The 16,253-nt window shown below is 44.6% G+C and carries 7 protein-coding genes and 1 pseudogene; all 8 read left to right on the top strand.

Features of this window, described 5'->3' with window-relative positions:
- Positions 1 to 566: 566 nt before the first annotated feature.
- The 8 genes and pseudogenes from ltrA to DW830_RS02420 all read left to right on the top strand — a co-directional run bounded on the left by ltrA (position 567) and on the right by DW830_RS02420 (position 16,222).
- Positions 567 to 1,829, top strand: coding sequence for a group II intron reverse transcriptase/maturase (gene ltrA, locus DW830_RS02455; protein ID WP_119248672.1), 1,263 nt, complete (start codon positions 567 to 569; stop codon positions 1,827 to 1,829).
- A 185-nt stretch (positions 1,830 to 2,014) separates the two neighbouring features.
- A complete protein-coding gene (locus DW830_RS02450) occupies positions 2,015 to 4,276 on the top strand; it encodes a TonB-dependent receptor (RefSeq protein ID WP_410524480.1) in 2,262 nt (753 codons plus the stop codon).
- A 199-nt stretch (positions 4,277 to 4,475) separates the two neighbouring features.
- Complete coding sequence (locus DW830_RS02445) at positions 4,476 to 5,678, top strand: ATP-binding protein (RefSeq protein ID WP_117727158.1); 1,203 nt, start codon at positions 4,476 to 4,478, stop codon at positions 5,676 to 5,678.
- 176 nt (positions 5,679 to 5,854) lie between these two features.
- A complete protein-coding gene (locus DW830_RS02440; RefSeq protein ID WP_119248729.1) occupies positions 5,855 to 7,759 on the top strand; it encodes a GH32 C-terminal domain-containing protein in 1,905 nt (634 codons plus the stop codon).
- A 125-nt stretch (positions 7,760 to 7,884) separates the two neighbouring features.
- On the top strand, positions 7,885 to 9,651 hold the full coding sequence (locus tag DW830_RS02435; RefSeq protein ID WP_199656041.1) for an ATP-binding protein: 1,767 nt from the start codon (positions 7,885 to 7,887) through the stop codon (positions 9,649 to 9,651).
- Complete coding sequence (locus DW830_RS15720) at positions 9,648 to 11,162, top strand: substrate-binding domain-containing protein (protein ID WP_233544342.1); 1,515 nt, start codon at positions 9,648 to 9,650, stop codon at positions 11,160 to 11,162. The genes DW830_RS02435 and DW830_RS15720 overlap by 4 nt, the downstream gene beginning before the upstream one ends.
- A gap of 180 nt (positions 11,163 to 11,342) precedes the next feature.
- A pseudogene (locus DW830_RS02425) lies at positions 11,343 to 14,454 on the top strand (SusC/RagA family TonB-linked outer membrane protein).
- 31 nt (positions 14,455 to 14,485) lie between these two features.
- Positions 14,486 to 16,222 (top strand): RagB/SusD family nutrient uptake outer membrane protein, encoded by a 1,737-nt coding sequence (locus tag DW830_RS02420; protein WP_119248727.1) that lies wholly within the window; start codon positions 14,486 to 14,488, stop codon positions 16,220 to 16,222.
- The last annotated feature ends 31 nt before the right edge of the window (positions 16,223 to 16,253 follow it).

Raw genomic sequence — 16,253 nt, 5'->3', positions numbered from 1 at the left:
AGTGTGTCCTGAGACAGAATGAAGTCTGATATTGGCTATATCTGATAGATTTCTGTCGTAACTTCTAAAGAGATGGTGGAAGACCCACTGCATTCGGCATGCAGGTGCTGATTGCAAACCACTTTGTGCTGCTCTGATGGAAACAGACGGGTAGTGAACGACAATTGAAAGCCTTCCGTAAGGTTGGCAAGGTATGTGTCAAGGAGATGAACGCAAGTGAACCATTGATGAAGCATCGTTAGCAAAATTAGCAAGTCACATCAGAACCAAGGTCTTTTCTACATCTTGGGATAATGGCAGAGGAAACCTGTTTACTGTCTGCTGGGTGTGCGGTGTAAAGGTGGCATGAACTTGACATGGGCTCTTTGGAGGAACAGGAGAAATAGGCATGGAATGCCAAGGGAAAATGCTGAGAGCCGTTAAACGCAAGGCAGAAAGTACCGATGTCCATGTCTGTGGCGGACTACCTTGTAGTAGTGTTGAAGTCTCTGTAATGGGGATGGAGCGAAGGGGGTAGCGTGCTTAGCCAAATTTAAAGTCCAACTTAAGAAATTGAGGATGAAACAATGAACGAGGCAAAACCTTTTGTAATAGACAAACGATTGGTGTGGGAAGCTTACCACAAGGTGAAGGAAAACAAGGGTAGTGCGGGTATCGACAAGGTTGACCAAAAGACATTTGATAAAGAAATGTCCAAGAACCTTTATAAGATATGGAATCGCATGAGCTCTGGTTGCTACTTTCCCAAAGCGGTGAAGCTGGTAGAAATACCAAAATCCAATGGTGGAACTCGCCCTCTGGGCATACCAACTATTGAAGATAGAATAGCGCAGCAGGTAGTAGTATCAGTACTGACTCCTATACTTGAACCTATTTTCAAGGAAGATTCCTATGGCTATCGTCCAGGTAAGGGAGCGCACCAAGCCGTAGCCAAGGCTAAGGAGCGCTGCTATGTGAATCCCTGGGTGCTTGATATGGACATCAGTAAGTTCTTCGACACAATCAATCATGAATTGCTGATGAAGGCTGTCCGCAAGCATACAGGGGAGAAATGGGTACTTCTATATATTGAGCGATGGCTCAAAGTTCCCTATCAGACATTGAAAGGTGAAGTGATAGAGCGAACGATGGGAGTTCCCCAAGGTTCTGTGATAGGTCCGGTTCTGGCAAACTTGTTCCTTCATTACGTCTTTGATGAATGGATGTCGCGTAACTATCCAACGATTCCGTTCGAGCGTTATGCTGATGACACCATCTGCCACTGCGTATCGGAGAAGCAAGCCCAGTTCTTGAAAGCTGTTCTAATGAAACGCTTTGAAGAATGTGGATTGAAACTGAATGAGGAGAAGACAAAGATAGTCTATTGTAAGGATAGCAATCGAAGAGGTGACTCGGAGCATACTTCCTTTGACTTTCTAGGCTTTACCTTCAGACCTAGAGGTGCAAGAAACAGAAAGACGGGTCAAAACTTTACTGCTTTTCTCCCTGCAATAAGCAGGAAGTCGATGAAGAGGATTAAAGAAGCCGTAAGGGCTTGGAAACTGAATCGTAAGACTTTTGCTTGTCTGCTAGATATAAGCAATGAAGTTGATACGCAGATTAGTGGATGGATGAACTACTATATGAAGTTTGGTAGGTCTGAGTTCCGCAAGGTGTTGAATTACATCAATGAACGACTAACCCGTTGGGTGATGCGTAAGTACAAACGCTTCTCCAAGGGTAAGAAGTTAGGCAGAGCATATGAATGGCTTGTAGAATATGCGGCACATAACAGAAATGAGTTTTCACACTGGGTGAAGGGATTTGTACCCTATCCACGTCTAGGTTAATAAAGAATATAAACTAAGAAACAAAAGAGTTAAGTACGAAGAGCCGTGTGATGGGAGACTGTCAAGCACGGTTCCGAGAGAAGGGAGGGTGAAACTCCCTCCACTTACTCGACTCAAAACAATAATGCTAACAAAATTAAACGAATAAAGTTATGATCAACTTTTTGAACGGAAAGAGCGCAGCCATGATGCTTGCACTTTCATTAGTTAATGTTACAGCAGCTTTAGCACAAGATGAGAATGCTAAGGAAGAGGGTAATCGTAATGTGATGCTCAATGCAGCCAGTGCGAATGGTCCTCGTGAGATTCAGATAGGCTTGCCTTCTGCCGACGTCAATGTATTGGAGAATGGATTGCCTGTTACTTATGCAACCAATCCTCACTCTGTGAATACCATCTGGCGTGGCGATGCAAGTTTGAGCCATCAGGGTTTGCTCAAGATTGCAGAGACAGCTATCACTACCGGTAATATCGGTTATGCCGTGAACTCTTTCACTCAGAAGGGACAGAAAGGTTTCAATGGTACGCTGAATTATAAGAGCAATCACTTCGGATTGCAGGAATTCTCTTTGAATATGAATGGCGATTTGGGAAGCGACTGGTATTACAGCTTTAACATGTATCAGGATTTCGACCCAGGAACCTTCAAGATTAAGTCAACTCCTTATCAGGACCGTACTCAGATTTATAAGGCGCTCCTCACCAAGAAGTATAACGGCAACCGTGGTGAATTTACCGCTATGTATAAGTATGCCAACAGTCATAATGTATATAACTATGCCACCCAGAGTGCTCCATTCATTTATGTAGGCGATGGAAGCGTAAAGGAGTATGGCGATTTCAAGCTCGGAACCACCTCTTATCTTCCTATTGATAACGAGATGACTTATCGCAATATGTGTACCGGAAAACTGGAGCAGACCTCTCTCTACGATGCCTGTCTGAACAAGGCAAGTGAGGTGACCTTGATGAACAACTACCGCTTTGACAACGGTTTGAACTGGAAGGCAACCCTAAAGTACGACCATTCTCGCGGTGCGATGGTTTATCAGACTCCGATGTCTATCATCGATTTGAAGAGCGATGCCAATAAGGGCGTATATAATTATATGTATCGTGATATTGATGGACAAACCAAGTCTTACGATGGTCAGTATGTGCAGACCCGTATGTCTTGCCTCAATTCCGGAACCATCGATGAGGCTCTCTTCACCACCGAACTCAGCAAGAAATTCAGAACTTCCACCTTCCGCCTTGGCGTGAACGAGTGGTTCTACCATATTGATTATTGCTCAAATACAACCATGTATGATCAGAGCGTTCCATCTGATGGCAGTTATGCGTTGCGTGTCTGGGATGCTAACCAGCGCAACAGCTATTTCTACGATTTCAACAAGAACGCCTCTGAGTATTACAAGGGAAGCGAAAACAAACTGGCTCTCTACTTCACCCACGATTGGGATGTCACCAACAAGTTGAATCTCTACTATGGTGCCCGTCTGGAGTGGCAGAAGCTGAAGGGTGAAAACGCAGCAGTGAAGAATGCGCAGGGTGATTTTGTTGGTCGTTTCACAGATTACCATCTCGGTGCTACGGCAGCAGATGGTACTAAGATTGCACCAGCAGACTTGAGTTACAACTGGTTGAACTACGATTTCTCTGTAGCAGCAACCTATAAGTTGACCGATAACTTCGGCTTCACGGGCGATTTCACTTACATTGTGCAGCATCCTAAGTTCGAGGCCTTTGCTCCAGCTACATTGCCAAATACAGGTAAGATTTCTGTGCCACTCGGTCGTGCAGGTATCTACTACAACAACTCTTGGCTGAGTTTGACATCGTTGTTCTCTTACATCTCAAAGACCAACAACAACTCAACTCTGAACCTGCAGCATGGCAGGGAGATCAAGGCTGCGCCAATGACTTACGATATCCAGACATGGGGTTGGACAACCGATGCTGTGGCTCATCCTTTCAAGGGATTCGATTTCCACTTCCTCTTCACTTATCAGAAGCCAACTTACAAGAAGTATGAAACTAGCATCACCTTCAGCGATGGCTATGTTGGCAACATCAATGCCACAGGTAATATCGTAGCCGAGATTCCTCAGATTCTCATCGAGTTAGATCCTAGCTACATGATTACCAAGGACATTAAGCTCTGGACCAGTTTCCGTTACTTCAGCAAGACCTACGCCAACATCAACGAGGCATATTACTTCAACGGTCACTGGGAGACTTTCGGAGGCTTGAACTGGCAGGCAACCAAGCGCTTGGCTCTCGGCTGCACCGTAGTCAACTTCCTCAACCAGACTGGTGCCAAGGGTAGTATCGCAGGTGCCGAGCTGATTACCAAGGATGAGGCTAAGGGAATCAAGAACCAGATTATGACGGGTAGCTATCTCCGTCCATTCACAGTAGAATTCACAGCTTCGCTGAAGTTCTAATTAGTTCAAACATAATAAGATAAGGCAGTACTATATAATAATGTATAGTGCTGCCTTTTTCTTGTTTGTCTTCCTAAAAACGTCCGTAAAAGAAAAGTTTTAGGAATCAATTCCTAAAACTTTCTAAATAATCGCACTTTTAGTATGTAGATTCCTAAAAAATATGTATATTTGCAGCGTGACATGTAAAAATACAAAAATGAAGAGAATAGAACGACATAACTATCTGCAAAAGCTGATAGCTTTCAAGGATAAAAAGCTTATCAAGGTGATAACAGGCATCCGCCGTTGTGGTAAATCGACCATTATGGAGATTTATCGTGACTGGCTGATAGCTCATGGAGTAACGCAAGAGCAAATCATCTATCTCAATTTTGAGGACTATGACTATTTTGAATTGCGAGACCCAAGAAAACTGTATTCTTATGTCAAACCTTTGATCCAGCAAGATAAGATGACTTACATCTTTTTTGATGAGATACAGCATGTCACGGATTTTCCGGATATCATCAATAGTCTTAATTTGAAGCCAACAGTTGATTTGTATGTGACGGGTTCGAATGCCTACATGCTTTCTAGCGAGATAGCTACACTCTTGTCTGGTAGGTATGTAGAGATTGCGATGCTTCCGTTGTCTTTCAAGGAGTATGCGGAAGGTATCGGTGGTACGGACCATCTTTCACAGACATATATAGAATATGTGAGCAAGAGCAGTTTCCCATATACATTGGAGTTGGATACGGCGAATGAGATTAGCGATTACTTGAATGCTGTTTACAATACGATAGTGGTAAAGGACATCATGAGTCGAAATAAACTTTCTGATGTGATGATGTTGGAGAGCGTGATACGTTTTACGGCAGATAATATCGGCAATATTCTCTCGACGAAACGTATTGCAGACTTGATGTCGGCTGATGGGCGAAAGATTGACCAAAAGACCGTGGAGAAATACCTGTCAACCCTTTGCGAGTCTTTCTTCTTGTATGAAGTGAAGCGATATAACATCAAGGGTAAGCAACTCCTCAAAACTTTGGGAAAATACTATCTGGTGGATATTGGTTTGCGACGTATGTTGCTTGGCTCTCGCTCTTTTGATGCAGGGCGCATTTTGGAAAATATCGTTTTTCTGGAACTCTTGCGTCGGCAGAAGAAAGTGTATATAGGCAAGATGGATAATTTGGAGGTTGATTTTGTTGCTATCGACGAGAATGACTTAACCTATTATCAGGTAGCTGCAACGGTAAGGGATGAGAAGACCTTGAAGCGCGAACTCGCTTCGCTTCAGCAAATCAAGGACCAATATCCCAAGTATATCTTGACGCTCGATGAAGACCCGACGGCAGATTATGATGGTATCAAGCGAATCAATGCGTTGAAATGGCTGATGGGGGAAGTATAGTCTTGTTGCCTCCAAGGAGATGTGAGGAAAAGAATCGTTCATGCACTGCAAAAGATGTTGCATGAACGATTTTTTGTATCGGATGAAACGAGATTTATATGATAATTCCTGCTTTATCCTTACCTTTGCAGCAGAATTTTAAACAATAACGCTAACAATTTAAAAAAGAAAAAATCATGAAATCCAATTCAATGATTACAAAGGCTGCCTGCCTCATATTGATGGCATCAGCTACCACTTCTGCTTTTGCACAGAAGATGAACATCGAACACAAGGGTGATACTACTATCATCAAGGTGGAGAATCCTACCAAGTATCTTCTTCTCCCTATCCAGGAAGAGAAGGATGAGGCTCAGGTTTTGCTCGATACAGGTTCTAAGGATGATACCTGGATGGACGTTCGCCTGGCTCAGAATGGTTCTGATTACTATGTGCCTTTTGCTTTGGGCAAGGGTAAGACTCCTACAGTCAAGATTCTTGGTCTGAAGAAGGATGCTTTGGCACTCAACTTGCTCAAGCTCAGCGATACATTCGACACCACCAATACCGATTACTATCGCCCATCTTATCACTTCACTCCGCTTTATGGTTGGATGAACGACCCTAACGGAATGGTGTATAAGGATGGTGAGTATCATCTCTATTTCCAGTATAACCCATACGGAAGCAAGTGGGGCAATATGCACTGGGGACATGCTGTAAGCAAGGACCTCGTTCATTGGGAACACCTCGATCCAGCCATCGCCCGCGACCCTGTAGGTCATATCTTCTCTGGTAGTTCGGTTGTGGATAAGAAGAATACGGCAGGTTTCGGCAAGAATGCCATCATCGCCATCTATACCAACAACAGTAGTGTAAACCATGATGAGGTGCAGTGCATCGCTTATAGCAATGACAATGGTCGTACCTTTACCAAGTACGAGGGCAACCCAGTGTTGACTCCATTCGATGGCTTGAAGGACTTCCGTGACCCTAAGGTGTTCTGGTATGAGAAGGGAAAATGCTGGTATATGATTGTTTCTGCTGATAAGGAGACCCGTTTCTATAAGTCAAAGAACTTGAAGAAGTGGACTTATGTAAGCGCTTTCGGCAAGGGTTTGGGTCAGCAGCCATGTCAGTATGAGTGCCCAGACTTCTTCCAGTTGCCTGTAAATGGTGATAAGAAGAAGATGAAGTGGGTGATGACGATGAATATCAACCCTGGCTGCTGGTTTGGTGGCAGCGCTACCGAGTATTTCGTAGGCGATTTCGATGGCAAGAAGTTTACTTGTCCTGATGCCAACGAAGTAAAGTGGCTCGATTGGGGTAAGGATCACTATGCTACCGTTACCTTCTCAAACACAGGCGACCGAGTTCTGGGTATCACCTGGATGAGCAACTGGCAGTATGCCAACCTTACTCCGTTCAAGCAGAATCGTGGTGCCAACGGATTGCCTCGAGAGTTGAAACTCTACGAGAAGAATGGCAAGTATTATGTTTCTGAAAATGTAGCTCCTGAAGTATATGCTTTGAGAAAGGAAACCAAGGATTTGACTGATGCTTCTGTTGCTGATACCAAGGAGTTTGCTGGTGTTGCTGCCAATATGGAGGGAGCTTTCGAGATTGAGGCAGATGTAACTCCAGATGCCAACGGCATTGCCGGTATTGAGATTTCAAACAACAAGCGTGAGCGCACCCTGATTTACTTCGATATGAAGCAGGGCAAGGTGGTAATGGATAGAACCGAGAGCGGTTTGACCGATTTCGGCAAGCAGGCAGTTCCTCACGATATCGAGTTGGCTTGGGACAAGCAGCGTGCAGCAGAAGGTAAGGAGCCTGCCCGCATCGCCAATTCCATCAACTACAAGAACGATTTCGCCCTGGCTACCTGGGCTCCGTTGAGTCTTTGCGAGGATGGCAAGAAGACTTATCATGTTGATATCTTCGTAGATAAGTCATCTGTAGAGCTCTTCGTAGATGGCGGTCGTATCGCCATGACCAACCTCGTGTTCCCTGTAGCTCCATACGAGAATGTGAAGCTTTACACTCAGGGTGGCAAGGCTGAGTTCAAGAACCTGAAGGTTCATAAGCTCGGTTTGTAATCACGTAAAATCGTGTGTTTCGGATAAAATATAATAAAAGCCGCAGTTTGTAAACGCAAACTGTGGCTTTTTCGTTTTTTTATGCTATCTTTGCACACAGATAAGCTTTTAAAAGATAGATCATGATGGAACAGCAAGTAAAACTAGTACCTTATGGGGTGGCAGATTTTGCTATGGTAATAGAGCAGAATCTATATTATGTGGATAAGACGATGTTTATCCCGGAGCTGGAGAAGCAGCCTCGCAATCTCTTCTTCATCCGTCCTCGTCGTTTTGGTAAGAGCATATTCTTGAGTATGCTCTATTCTTACTATGACTGTACGCAGAGCCATAAGTTCCAGAGTCTTTTTGGAAATCTGTGGATAGGTCAGCATCCTACTCCTTTGCAGGGAAAGTATCAGGTGCTGTTCCTAGATTTCTCCCAGATTACGGGTAATATCGATAAGCTAGAGACGAAGTTTAATTCTTATCTCAGCATCAACCTCGATGCTTTTGTCCGTCAATACTCAGAATATTATCAGGCAGAGATGGAAGAAATCCTGGCGCAGGAAGATTTCGAGGAAAAGATGGAACTGATATTCAAGGCAGCCAAGGCGCACCAGTATCATCTGTATCTCATCATCGATGAGTATGACAATTTCACGAATGTCATTCTCAACGAACGTGGTGAGAAAGTATATCATGCAATAACCCATGCCGATGGATTTTATCGTGATGTCTTCAAGAAGTTCAAGGGTAATTTTGAGCGTATCTTCATGATGGGTGTGAGCCCTGTAACCCTGGATGATGTGACGAGTGGATTCAATATAGGTTGGAACATTTCTATCAAGCCGGAGTTTGATGAGATGCTGGGCTTCTCTACCACTGATGTGGTGGAGATGTTTACCTATTATAAGGAGCATGGTAGTATTCCTGCTGATAGTGATATTGATGCCATCGTCAATGATATGAAGCCATGGTATGACAATTATTGCTTTGCAGAAGAAGCATTGAAGAAGAAAACTCGTATGTTTAATTGTGATATGGTTCTTTATTACCTTCGTAATTACATGGATTACGGATGTTCTCCTCGTCAGATGATAGACCCGAATACCCGTACCGATTACGGCAAGATGAAGAAACTCTTGCAGTTTGACAAGCTGGATGGAGAGCGTAAGGGCATTATCCGCAAGATAGCAGAAGAGGAGCAGATTGTTACCCAGCTTTATGAGTCGTTTTCTGCGTATCAGATTCCAAAGGCAGAGATATTCCCAAGTCTTCTGTTCTATTATGGCATGTTGACCATCAAGGGAACTCGTGGTTCCAAGCTCATTTTGGGCATTCCGAACAATAATGTCCGCAAGCAGTATTATGGCTATCTGGAAGAGGAGTATCAGGCAAAGGCTTATGTGGATGTCAACCAGCTCACCGATTACTATTATGATATGGCATACGATGGTAAGTGGGAAGAAGGATTGCGCTTCATGGCAGATGCCTATGCCAAGGTTTCATCGGTGCGTGATGGCATTGAGGCTGAGCGAAACCTGCAGGGATTCTTCATGGCTTATCTGAATCTGAATGATTATTATATCACGGCTCCAGAGTTGGAGTTGAATCATGGCTATTGTGATTTCTTCCTTTTGCCAGACCTTACCCATTATGCCAGTCAGCATAGCTACATCCTGGAGTTGAAGGTTCTTTCGAAGAAAGATTTCTCTGCGATAGTTGAAGGTGAGTTCACGGAAGATGGCAAGCCTATGACCAAGGCCGAGAAACAGTGGTGTGAGGCTGTAGAACAGATTCATCGATATGCTGAGGCTCCAAGGGTTGAGGCTTTGCGCCAAGGCACAAAACTCCATCTCATCATCATGCAGTTTGAGGGGTGGGAACTTAAACGGATGGAAGAAGTATGAAATTAATGAAAAGACTCTATATTATATTAATAGTATTACTTAGTAGTATGCTTCTTCTTCTGGATTCATGCACCCAGAAGAAGATGGTGATTGGTGTGTCGCAATGTTGCAGCGGAGTTTGGCGCGAGAAGGTGAATAATGAGATGCGACTGGCGCAGTATCAATATAAGAATGTGGATTTGCTGTTTGCCACGGCAGAGAATGACGGGAAGCGCCAGGCTCGCCAGATAGACAGTATGATAGCTAGGAAGGTAGATCTGATCGTTGTTGCTCCAGATAACGTGAATGATGTAACACCTGCCATCGAGCGAGCTTATCGTGCGCATATCCCGGTTATCCTCTTCGACAGAAAGGTAAAGATACCACATTATACAGCTTCCATCGGTGGCGATAATGTAGAAGCGGGTAGGGAAGTAGCCCGCTTTCTTGCCAGTAAACTGGATGGAAAAGGTACCGTTGTTGAGATTACGGGCTTGAAGGATGCTTCCCCTGTCATTGAGCGCCATCGTGGTTTCCACGAGGTGATGAAGAATTATCCGGGAATCAAGGTGGTTACTCTGGACAGTAACTGGAAGATGGAGCGGGCCCAGGAGTTGTTTAAGCAATATCTGGATAAAGGCGGACATGCGGATGGCGTGTTCGGACATAGCGACTTGGGTGCCATAGGAGCCTTTCTGGAAGCAGAGAGACGAGGCATTGATAAGCAGATGCTGATAGTAGGCATTGATGGATTGCCTGGAGAATGGGAAGGAGTGGATAGAGTGAAGAGAGGACAGTTTGCAGCTTCTTATGTCTATCCTACCCAGGGCGAAAAGATTATGGAATTGGCGATGAATATCCTTCAGGGTAAACCCTATAAGAAGGATAATGTGATGAAATCATTTCTTGCTACCTCTGAAAACTGCGATGCCATCGCTCTGCAATATCAGGATCTGGAAGCCAAGGTGAAGAATCTGGATCAGATTTCTAACAGTCTTGATTCTTATTCAGAGGTTTCCCGTATTCAGAAATGGATGCTTGTGGTCGCCTTTGTTATAGTTCTGGTTCTGCTCTTTGTCATCTGCTATATATATAAGGAATATAGAAAGAAGCTGCAGAAACAGAAAGCCGTGGCTCGTGGATTCATCGAGAACAAGGAGGGCTGGGCTGCTGAACTGAATCATCTGGATGAGAGTGATCGTTACTTCATGGATCGTTTCAAGAAGAAGATTCTTGAGAATATGGGCAATGCTGATATGAAGATGGATGATTGGGGAGCCGAGATGCAGTTGAGTAAAGTACAGCTCTATCGCAAGGTGAAGGCTATGACAGGAAAAACGCCTGCCGAGCTCCTGAAAGAGATGCGCCTGCAGAGAGCCTATACCCTCTTGCAGCAAACAGACAAGACAATCTCTGAAGTTTCGGCAGAAGTAGGCTTTGCGTTACCGGGCTATTTCTCTTCCTGTTTCAAGAAGCAGTTTGGAGTTCTTCCTACCGATTTTAGAAATGAACAGGCATCTAAAAAGAAATAGTTTTCTAACTCCTTTAAAATAAGTATTTTAAAATCGTGGCGTAAGATTCGAAAATCGTTTCATGTAACATAATTATTGTTGCAGGAACGATTTTTTTTATTCTCATATCCAATCTTTGCCTAATTTTGCAGCAGTAATCAAACAATAACAATTTTTGAAACTTAAAATGTTAAATATAGTATGAACAATCTTTCAAAATTACTAATGAGCTCTGCGCTCTGTGCTATTTGCACCGTAGCTAGTGCACAACAGGTAAATGTAAATGGCATCGTAAAGGATGCTGCCGGTGAGACAGTCATTGGAGCGTCTGTCATGGTTAAGGGTACTAAGACCGGTACTGTTACCGACTTCGATGGTAACTTCCATGTAGAATGTGCTCCTGGTTCCACACTTGTTATATCTTATATTGGATATAAGACGCAAGAAGTAAAGGCTTCAGACAATATGGAGGTAACACTTCAGGAAGATGCCAACGACTTGCAGGAAGTAGTTGTAACAGGTTATACCACTCAGAAGAAGGCAGACTTGACCGGTTCCGTGGCTGTGGTTTCAACCAAGAACCTGAAGACAAGTTCAGAGACAGACCCGATGCGTGCTTTGCAGGGTCGTGTTCCTGGTATGACTGTTACTACCGATGGTTCTCCTATTGGTTCAGGAACCGTGCGTATTCGTGGTATCGGTTCTTTCAACTCTTCTCAGGACCCTCTTTATATCATAGATGGTGTGCCTACCACTATGGCATTGAATACCCTCAATACAAATGATATTGAGAGTATGCAGGTGTTGAAGGATGCCGCTTCGGCTTCTATCTATGGTTCACGTGCATCGAATGGTGTCATCATCATCACCACCAAGAAAGGTAAGAAGGGTAGCAAGGTGGCTGTTGACTTCTCTGCCAACCTCACTGCACAGTTCTATTCCAACCAGTCGAAGATGAAGCTGATGAACTCCAGCCAGTATGCTACTGCGATGGCTCAGGCAGCCCTGAACGATGGACTCGATCCTGTGGCTTATGCAGCCAATTACGGCATCGACTTGAATGCGGCCTCTGGAACTCTAATCACCGTTTGGAATCCTGCTACCAACCAGTATCAGAACTATACTATCAATGGTCGATATGATGGCTACATCAATGCCAAGAAGACCATGCGATTCTCAGATACCGACTGGCTCGATGAAATCTCTCGCACAGGTTTCTCGCAGAACTACGACCTCTCTGTATCTCATGCCAATGACAAGCATAGCGCTATGTTCTCCTTGGGATACAAGAACAATGAGGGTGTCTTGAAATATACCGACTTCGAGAATATCTCAGCTCGTTTGAACACCTCTTGGAATTTAAACAAGATCGTAACCGTAGGTGAGAATTTGACTTTGACTTATACCTCTCAGGTAGATTGCCATCCGATGGAGAATGCCCTGAAGATGCCTTCCATCGTTCCGGTTTACGAAGAAGATGGCAAGACCTTCGCAGGTCCTGTGGGTAGTATGGCCGACCGTCAGAACCCTTGTCGTGAGCAGTATCAGAACCGCAACAACCACCTCGACTACTGGCGCATCTTCGGTAATGCTTTCGTAGATTGAAGCCTGTCAAGGGATTGACCCTGCGTTCTAACTTCGGTTTGGATTTCAAGACATCGTTTATCAATTCGATGACGAATACTTATCATTCCGATATTGTCAACAATGACATCGCCAAGACAACGCTCTCGAATAACAATGAGACTAACTGGACATGGTCTAACACAGCCCAGTACGTTACCCAGATTGGCAAGCACAACATCGATGTACTCGGTGGTATGGAATTTTCCAAGCAGTCGGTTGTCGATTTCTCTGCCTATTCAGAAGGCTATGCGCTGGAAGATAAAGATTATATGTGGCCAAATGCTGCCACGGGAACGATGCGTAACTCGGGTGCAAAGGTAGCTATCGCCTGGCTTCTTTCTTCGGAAAGGTGAACTACAACTGGGATGATCTCCTCCTGGCTTCCTTTACTATCCGTCATGATGGTTCATCACGTTTCGGTAAGGCACATCGCTGGGGTACTTTCCCTGCTGCATCACTCGGCTTCAGATTCTCTAATCTCCTGAAGAAGGATTGGTTGGATGATGCCAAGTTGCGACTCTCTTGGGGTCAGACAGGTAACCAGGCTATCGACAACAATGCACAGTTTGGTCTTTATGTAGTGGATTACGGATTAGACCGTGTAACCTCTACAGCTTACGACCTCTTCCTGCAAGGTTCAGGTACCTTCCCTTCTGGCTATCGTGCCACACAGTTGGCTAACCCTAACTTGAAATGGGAGGCTGCTACCCAGTATAACGTAGGTTTGGATTACACCCTGTTTGGCAACACCCTCTATGGTACAGTGGATGCCTATATTAAGAATGTAAAGGATATGTTGATTAATCCTGCTTATCTGGGTGCAACTGGTGAAGGTGGAAATTCATGGCAGAATGGTCCTTCGCTCCGCAACTGGGGTATGGAGTTCACCGTGGGCTATCGCAAGACTTTGGCTAATGGACTTGGCATCGACGTGAACGGCAATCTGGATTTCTTCCGCAACAAGGTTACTTATTTGCCAGCAACAACAACAGGTGCTTACGCTCACACATCTACGGAAAACCTGGTGCAGAGTGGCAAGTCATACGGTTCTATCGTAGGTTATGTAGCCGATGGAATTTTCCAGAATCAGGCAGAAGTAGATAAGTCTGGACAGCCAAACGCACGTGTCGGTGGATTGAAATACAAGGACTTAGATGGTAAAAATGGAATTACTTCAGATGACCAGACTTGGATTTTCGACCCTGTGCCAGCCTTCTCTTATGGTTTGAATATTGCTCTCAACTACAAGGGCTTTGATTTCAGTATGTTCTGGCAGGGTGTCTATGACCAGGATGTGTATAACAACCAAAAGTTCCAAACCGACTTCTGGGCTATTACTGATGGCGGTTCTAACAAGGGTACCCGTTTGCTCGATGCTTGGAATACCAACAATACCGGTTCTTCTATCCCACGCTTGAGCACCATGAATACAGCCGATGAGGGTCGTGCTTCCTCTTACTTTGTGGAGAATGGATCTTACTTGAAGTTGCGTACCTTGCAGGTGGGTTACACCATCCCAAGCAGCATCCTCTCTAAGTTGAAGATGACCAGTGCCCGTGTCTATCTCTCAGGTCAGAATCTTTTGACCATCAAGAGCAATAGCCTGACCTGTTCAGACCCAGAGAATCCAAACTGGAACTATCCACTTTCAACATCCGTATCATTCGGACTTCAGGTAGGTTTCTAAAATGTTTCATATTTTTAAAGAGAATTCTAAGATGAAAAAGTTATATACAATGGTGCTTGCAGCAGCACTGGTAGGAACATTCACCAGTTGTGATGATTTCCTGGATTACACCCCAACAGCTGTGGTTGATGAAGACAAGGCTTTCAGCGAGCCAGACAAGATGGTAAACAGTGCCTATGCGATGTTGGGCGACTGTTGGTATTCTTACCCATTCAACCTTTGGCCATACGGCGACCTTTCTTCAGACGATTGTTTGAAGGGCGGCGGTGGCACCGGTGATACCGGTTATCACGATATGGAGATTTGGAGTACCTTGACCTCTACTAAGGGCGAACTCGACGAGTTATGGTATCGTCTCTATTGTGCTGTTTCCCGTTGCAACCGTGCCTTGGTTTCTTTGCAACGGAATGGTGAGAGCACACTGGGTGCTGAGCTAACCAAGCAGCGTGAGGCTGAGGTTCGCTTTCTCCGTGCTCATTTCTATTTCAAGTTACTTACCATGTTTCGTCAGATTCCTTGGATAGACGAGAAGGTTTATGAGGATAAAGCAACAGAGAGCACATCAAACACTCAGTTTACTTACGAGGAATTGTGGCAGAAGGTGATAGCTGACTTCCAGACAGCATACGATGTACTTCCAGCTAAGCAGAAGGATGGCGGTCGTGTCAACAAGATTGCTGCCGCAGGTTATCTGGCTAAGTGTTATCTTACCATTGCCTGGGGTGATGGCTATGAGGCAACCGATGGTGTTGACCATATTAATAAGGAGTATATGCAGAAGGTTGTCGACTATACTGATGTGGTGAAGAATTCTGACTATGGTTACATGGCAGACTTTGGCGACATCTTCCTGCCTGACAATAAGAATAGCAAGGAGTCAGTTTTTGCTGTCCAGACTTCCGACTATAGCGAGGATCATACTACCTACGGACGTGCCAACTGGTCTAATATGCTGAATGGCTGTTGGGGTATTTGGTCTTGCGGATGGGATTTCCACAAACCTTCACAGAATCTGGTGAATGCCTTCAAGACCAAGAACGGACTTCCTGAGTTTGATGACTACAACAAGACTTGTGATTATCCGGTAAATGGTGAGCCTAATAGTCAGAAATGGGATCCACGTTTGTTCCATACCGTTGGTATGCCTACCTTCCCATATAAATATGAGTCAGAATACACGATGACTACAGCCAACTCTCGTACACCAAACGTTTACGGTTACTATACCTCTCTGAAGGAAGTACCACAGCGTTCTAAGGGTGAAACCTTCAATGGCTCTTGGCAGGCGTTTGCGATGAACGACTATGTGCTCCGTTATAGCGACATTATGTTGATGCGCGCTGAGGCTTTGATAGAGTTAGGCAATTTGGCTGAGGCTCGTACCATCATTAATGATATCCGTCAGAGAGCCAAGAATTCTGTGGATAAGCATATTGAATATGCCAAGGATCAATGTGATATAGCCCTCTATCCGGAGTCTTATTTCCAGGATAAGGAGACGGCAAGAAAGTGCCTTCGCTGGGAGCGTCGTCTGGAAATGGCTATGGAGAACGCCCGTTTCTTCGACTTGCGCCGCTGGGGCATTGCTTCTGAGACACTGAACAAGTATTTCGAATCGGAGAAGAAAGATCAGTATGGAGAGCAAACATACGCACAATACTTGAAGGATGCCAAGTTCACGCCGGGCAAGAACGAGTTCTATCCTGTTCCATATAACCAGCTGTATTACATTCCTGGTCTTTATAAGCAGAACAAGGGATACGAGTAATTGCTCATCAACAATAAAAAGAAACAATCTA

The organism is Prevotella sp. AM34-19LB, assembly GCF_003468525.1.
GTDB lineage: Bacteria > Bacteroidota > Bacteroidia > Bacteroidales > Bacteroidaceae > Prevotella.
Note: the sequence above shows the minus strand (reverse complement) of the source record. Positions and strands in the feature narration are given on the sequence as shown.

Excerpts from the sequence above, each read along its gene's own strand:
- ltrA (WP_119248672.1), top strand. The coding sequence starts at position 567 with ATGAACGAGGCAAAACCTTTTGTAATAGACAAACGATTGGTGTGGGAA.
- DW830_RS02450 (WP_410524480.1), top strand. The coding sequence starts at position 2,015 with ATGATGCTTGCACTTTCATTAGTTAATGTTACAGCAGCTTTAGCACAA.
- DW830_RS02445 (WP_117727158.1), top strand. The coding sequence starts at position 4,476 with ATGAAGAGAATAGAACGACATAACTATCTGCAAAAGCTGATAGCTTTC.
- DW830_RS02440 (WP_119248729.1), top strand. The coding sequence starts at position 5,855 with ATGAAATCCAATTCAATGATTACAAAGGCTGCCTGCCTCATATTGATG.
- DW830_RS02435 (WP_199656041.1), top strand. The coding sequence starts at position 7,885 with ATGGAACAGCAAGTAAAACTAGTACCTTATGGGGTGGCAGATTTTGCT.
- DW830_RS15720 (WP_233544342.1), top strand. The coding sequence starts at position 9,648 with ATGAAATTAATGAAAAGACTCTATATTATATTAATAGTATTACTTAGT.
- DW830_RS02420 (WP_119248727.1), top strand. The coding sequence starts at position 14,486 with ATGAAAAAGTTATATACAATGGTGCTTGCAGCAGCACTGGTAGGAACA.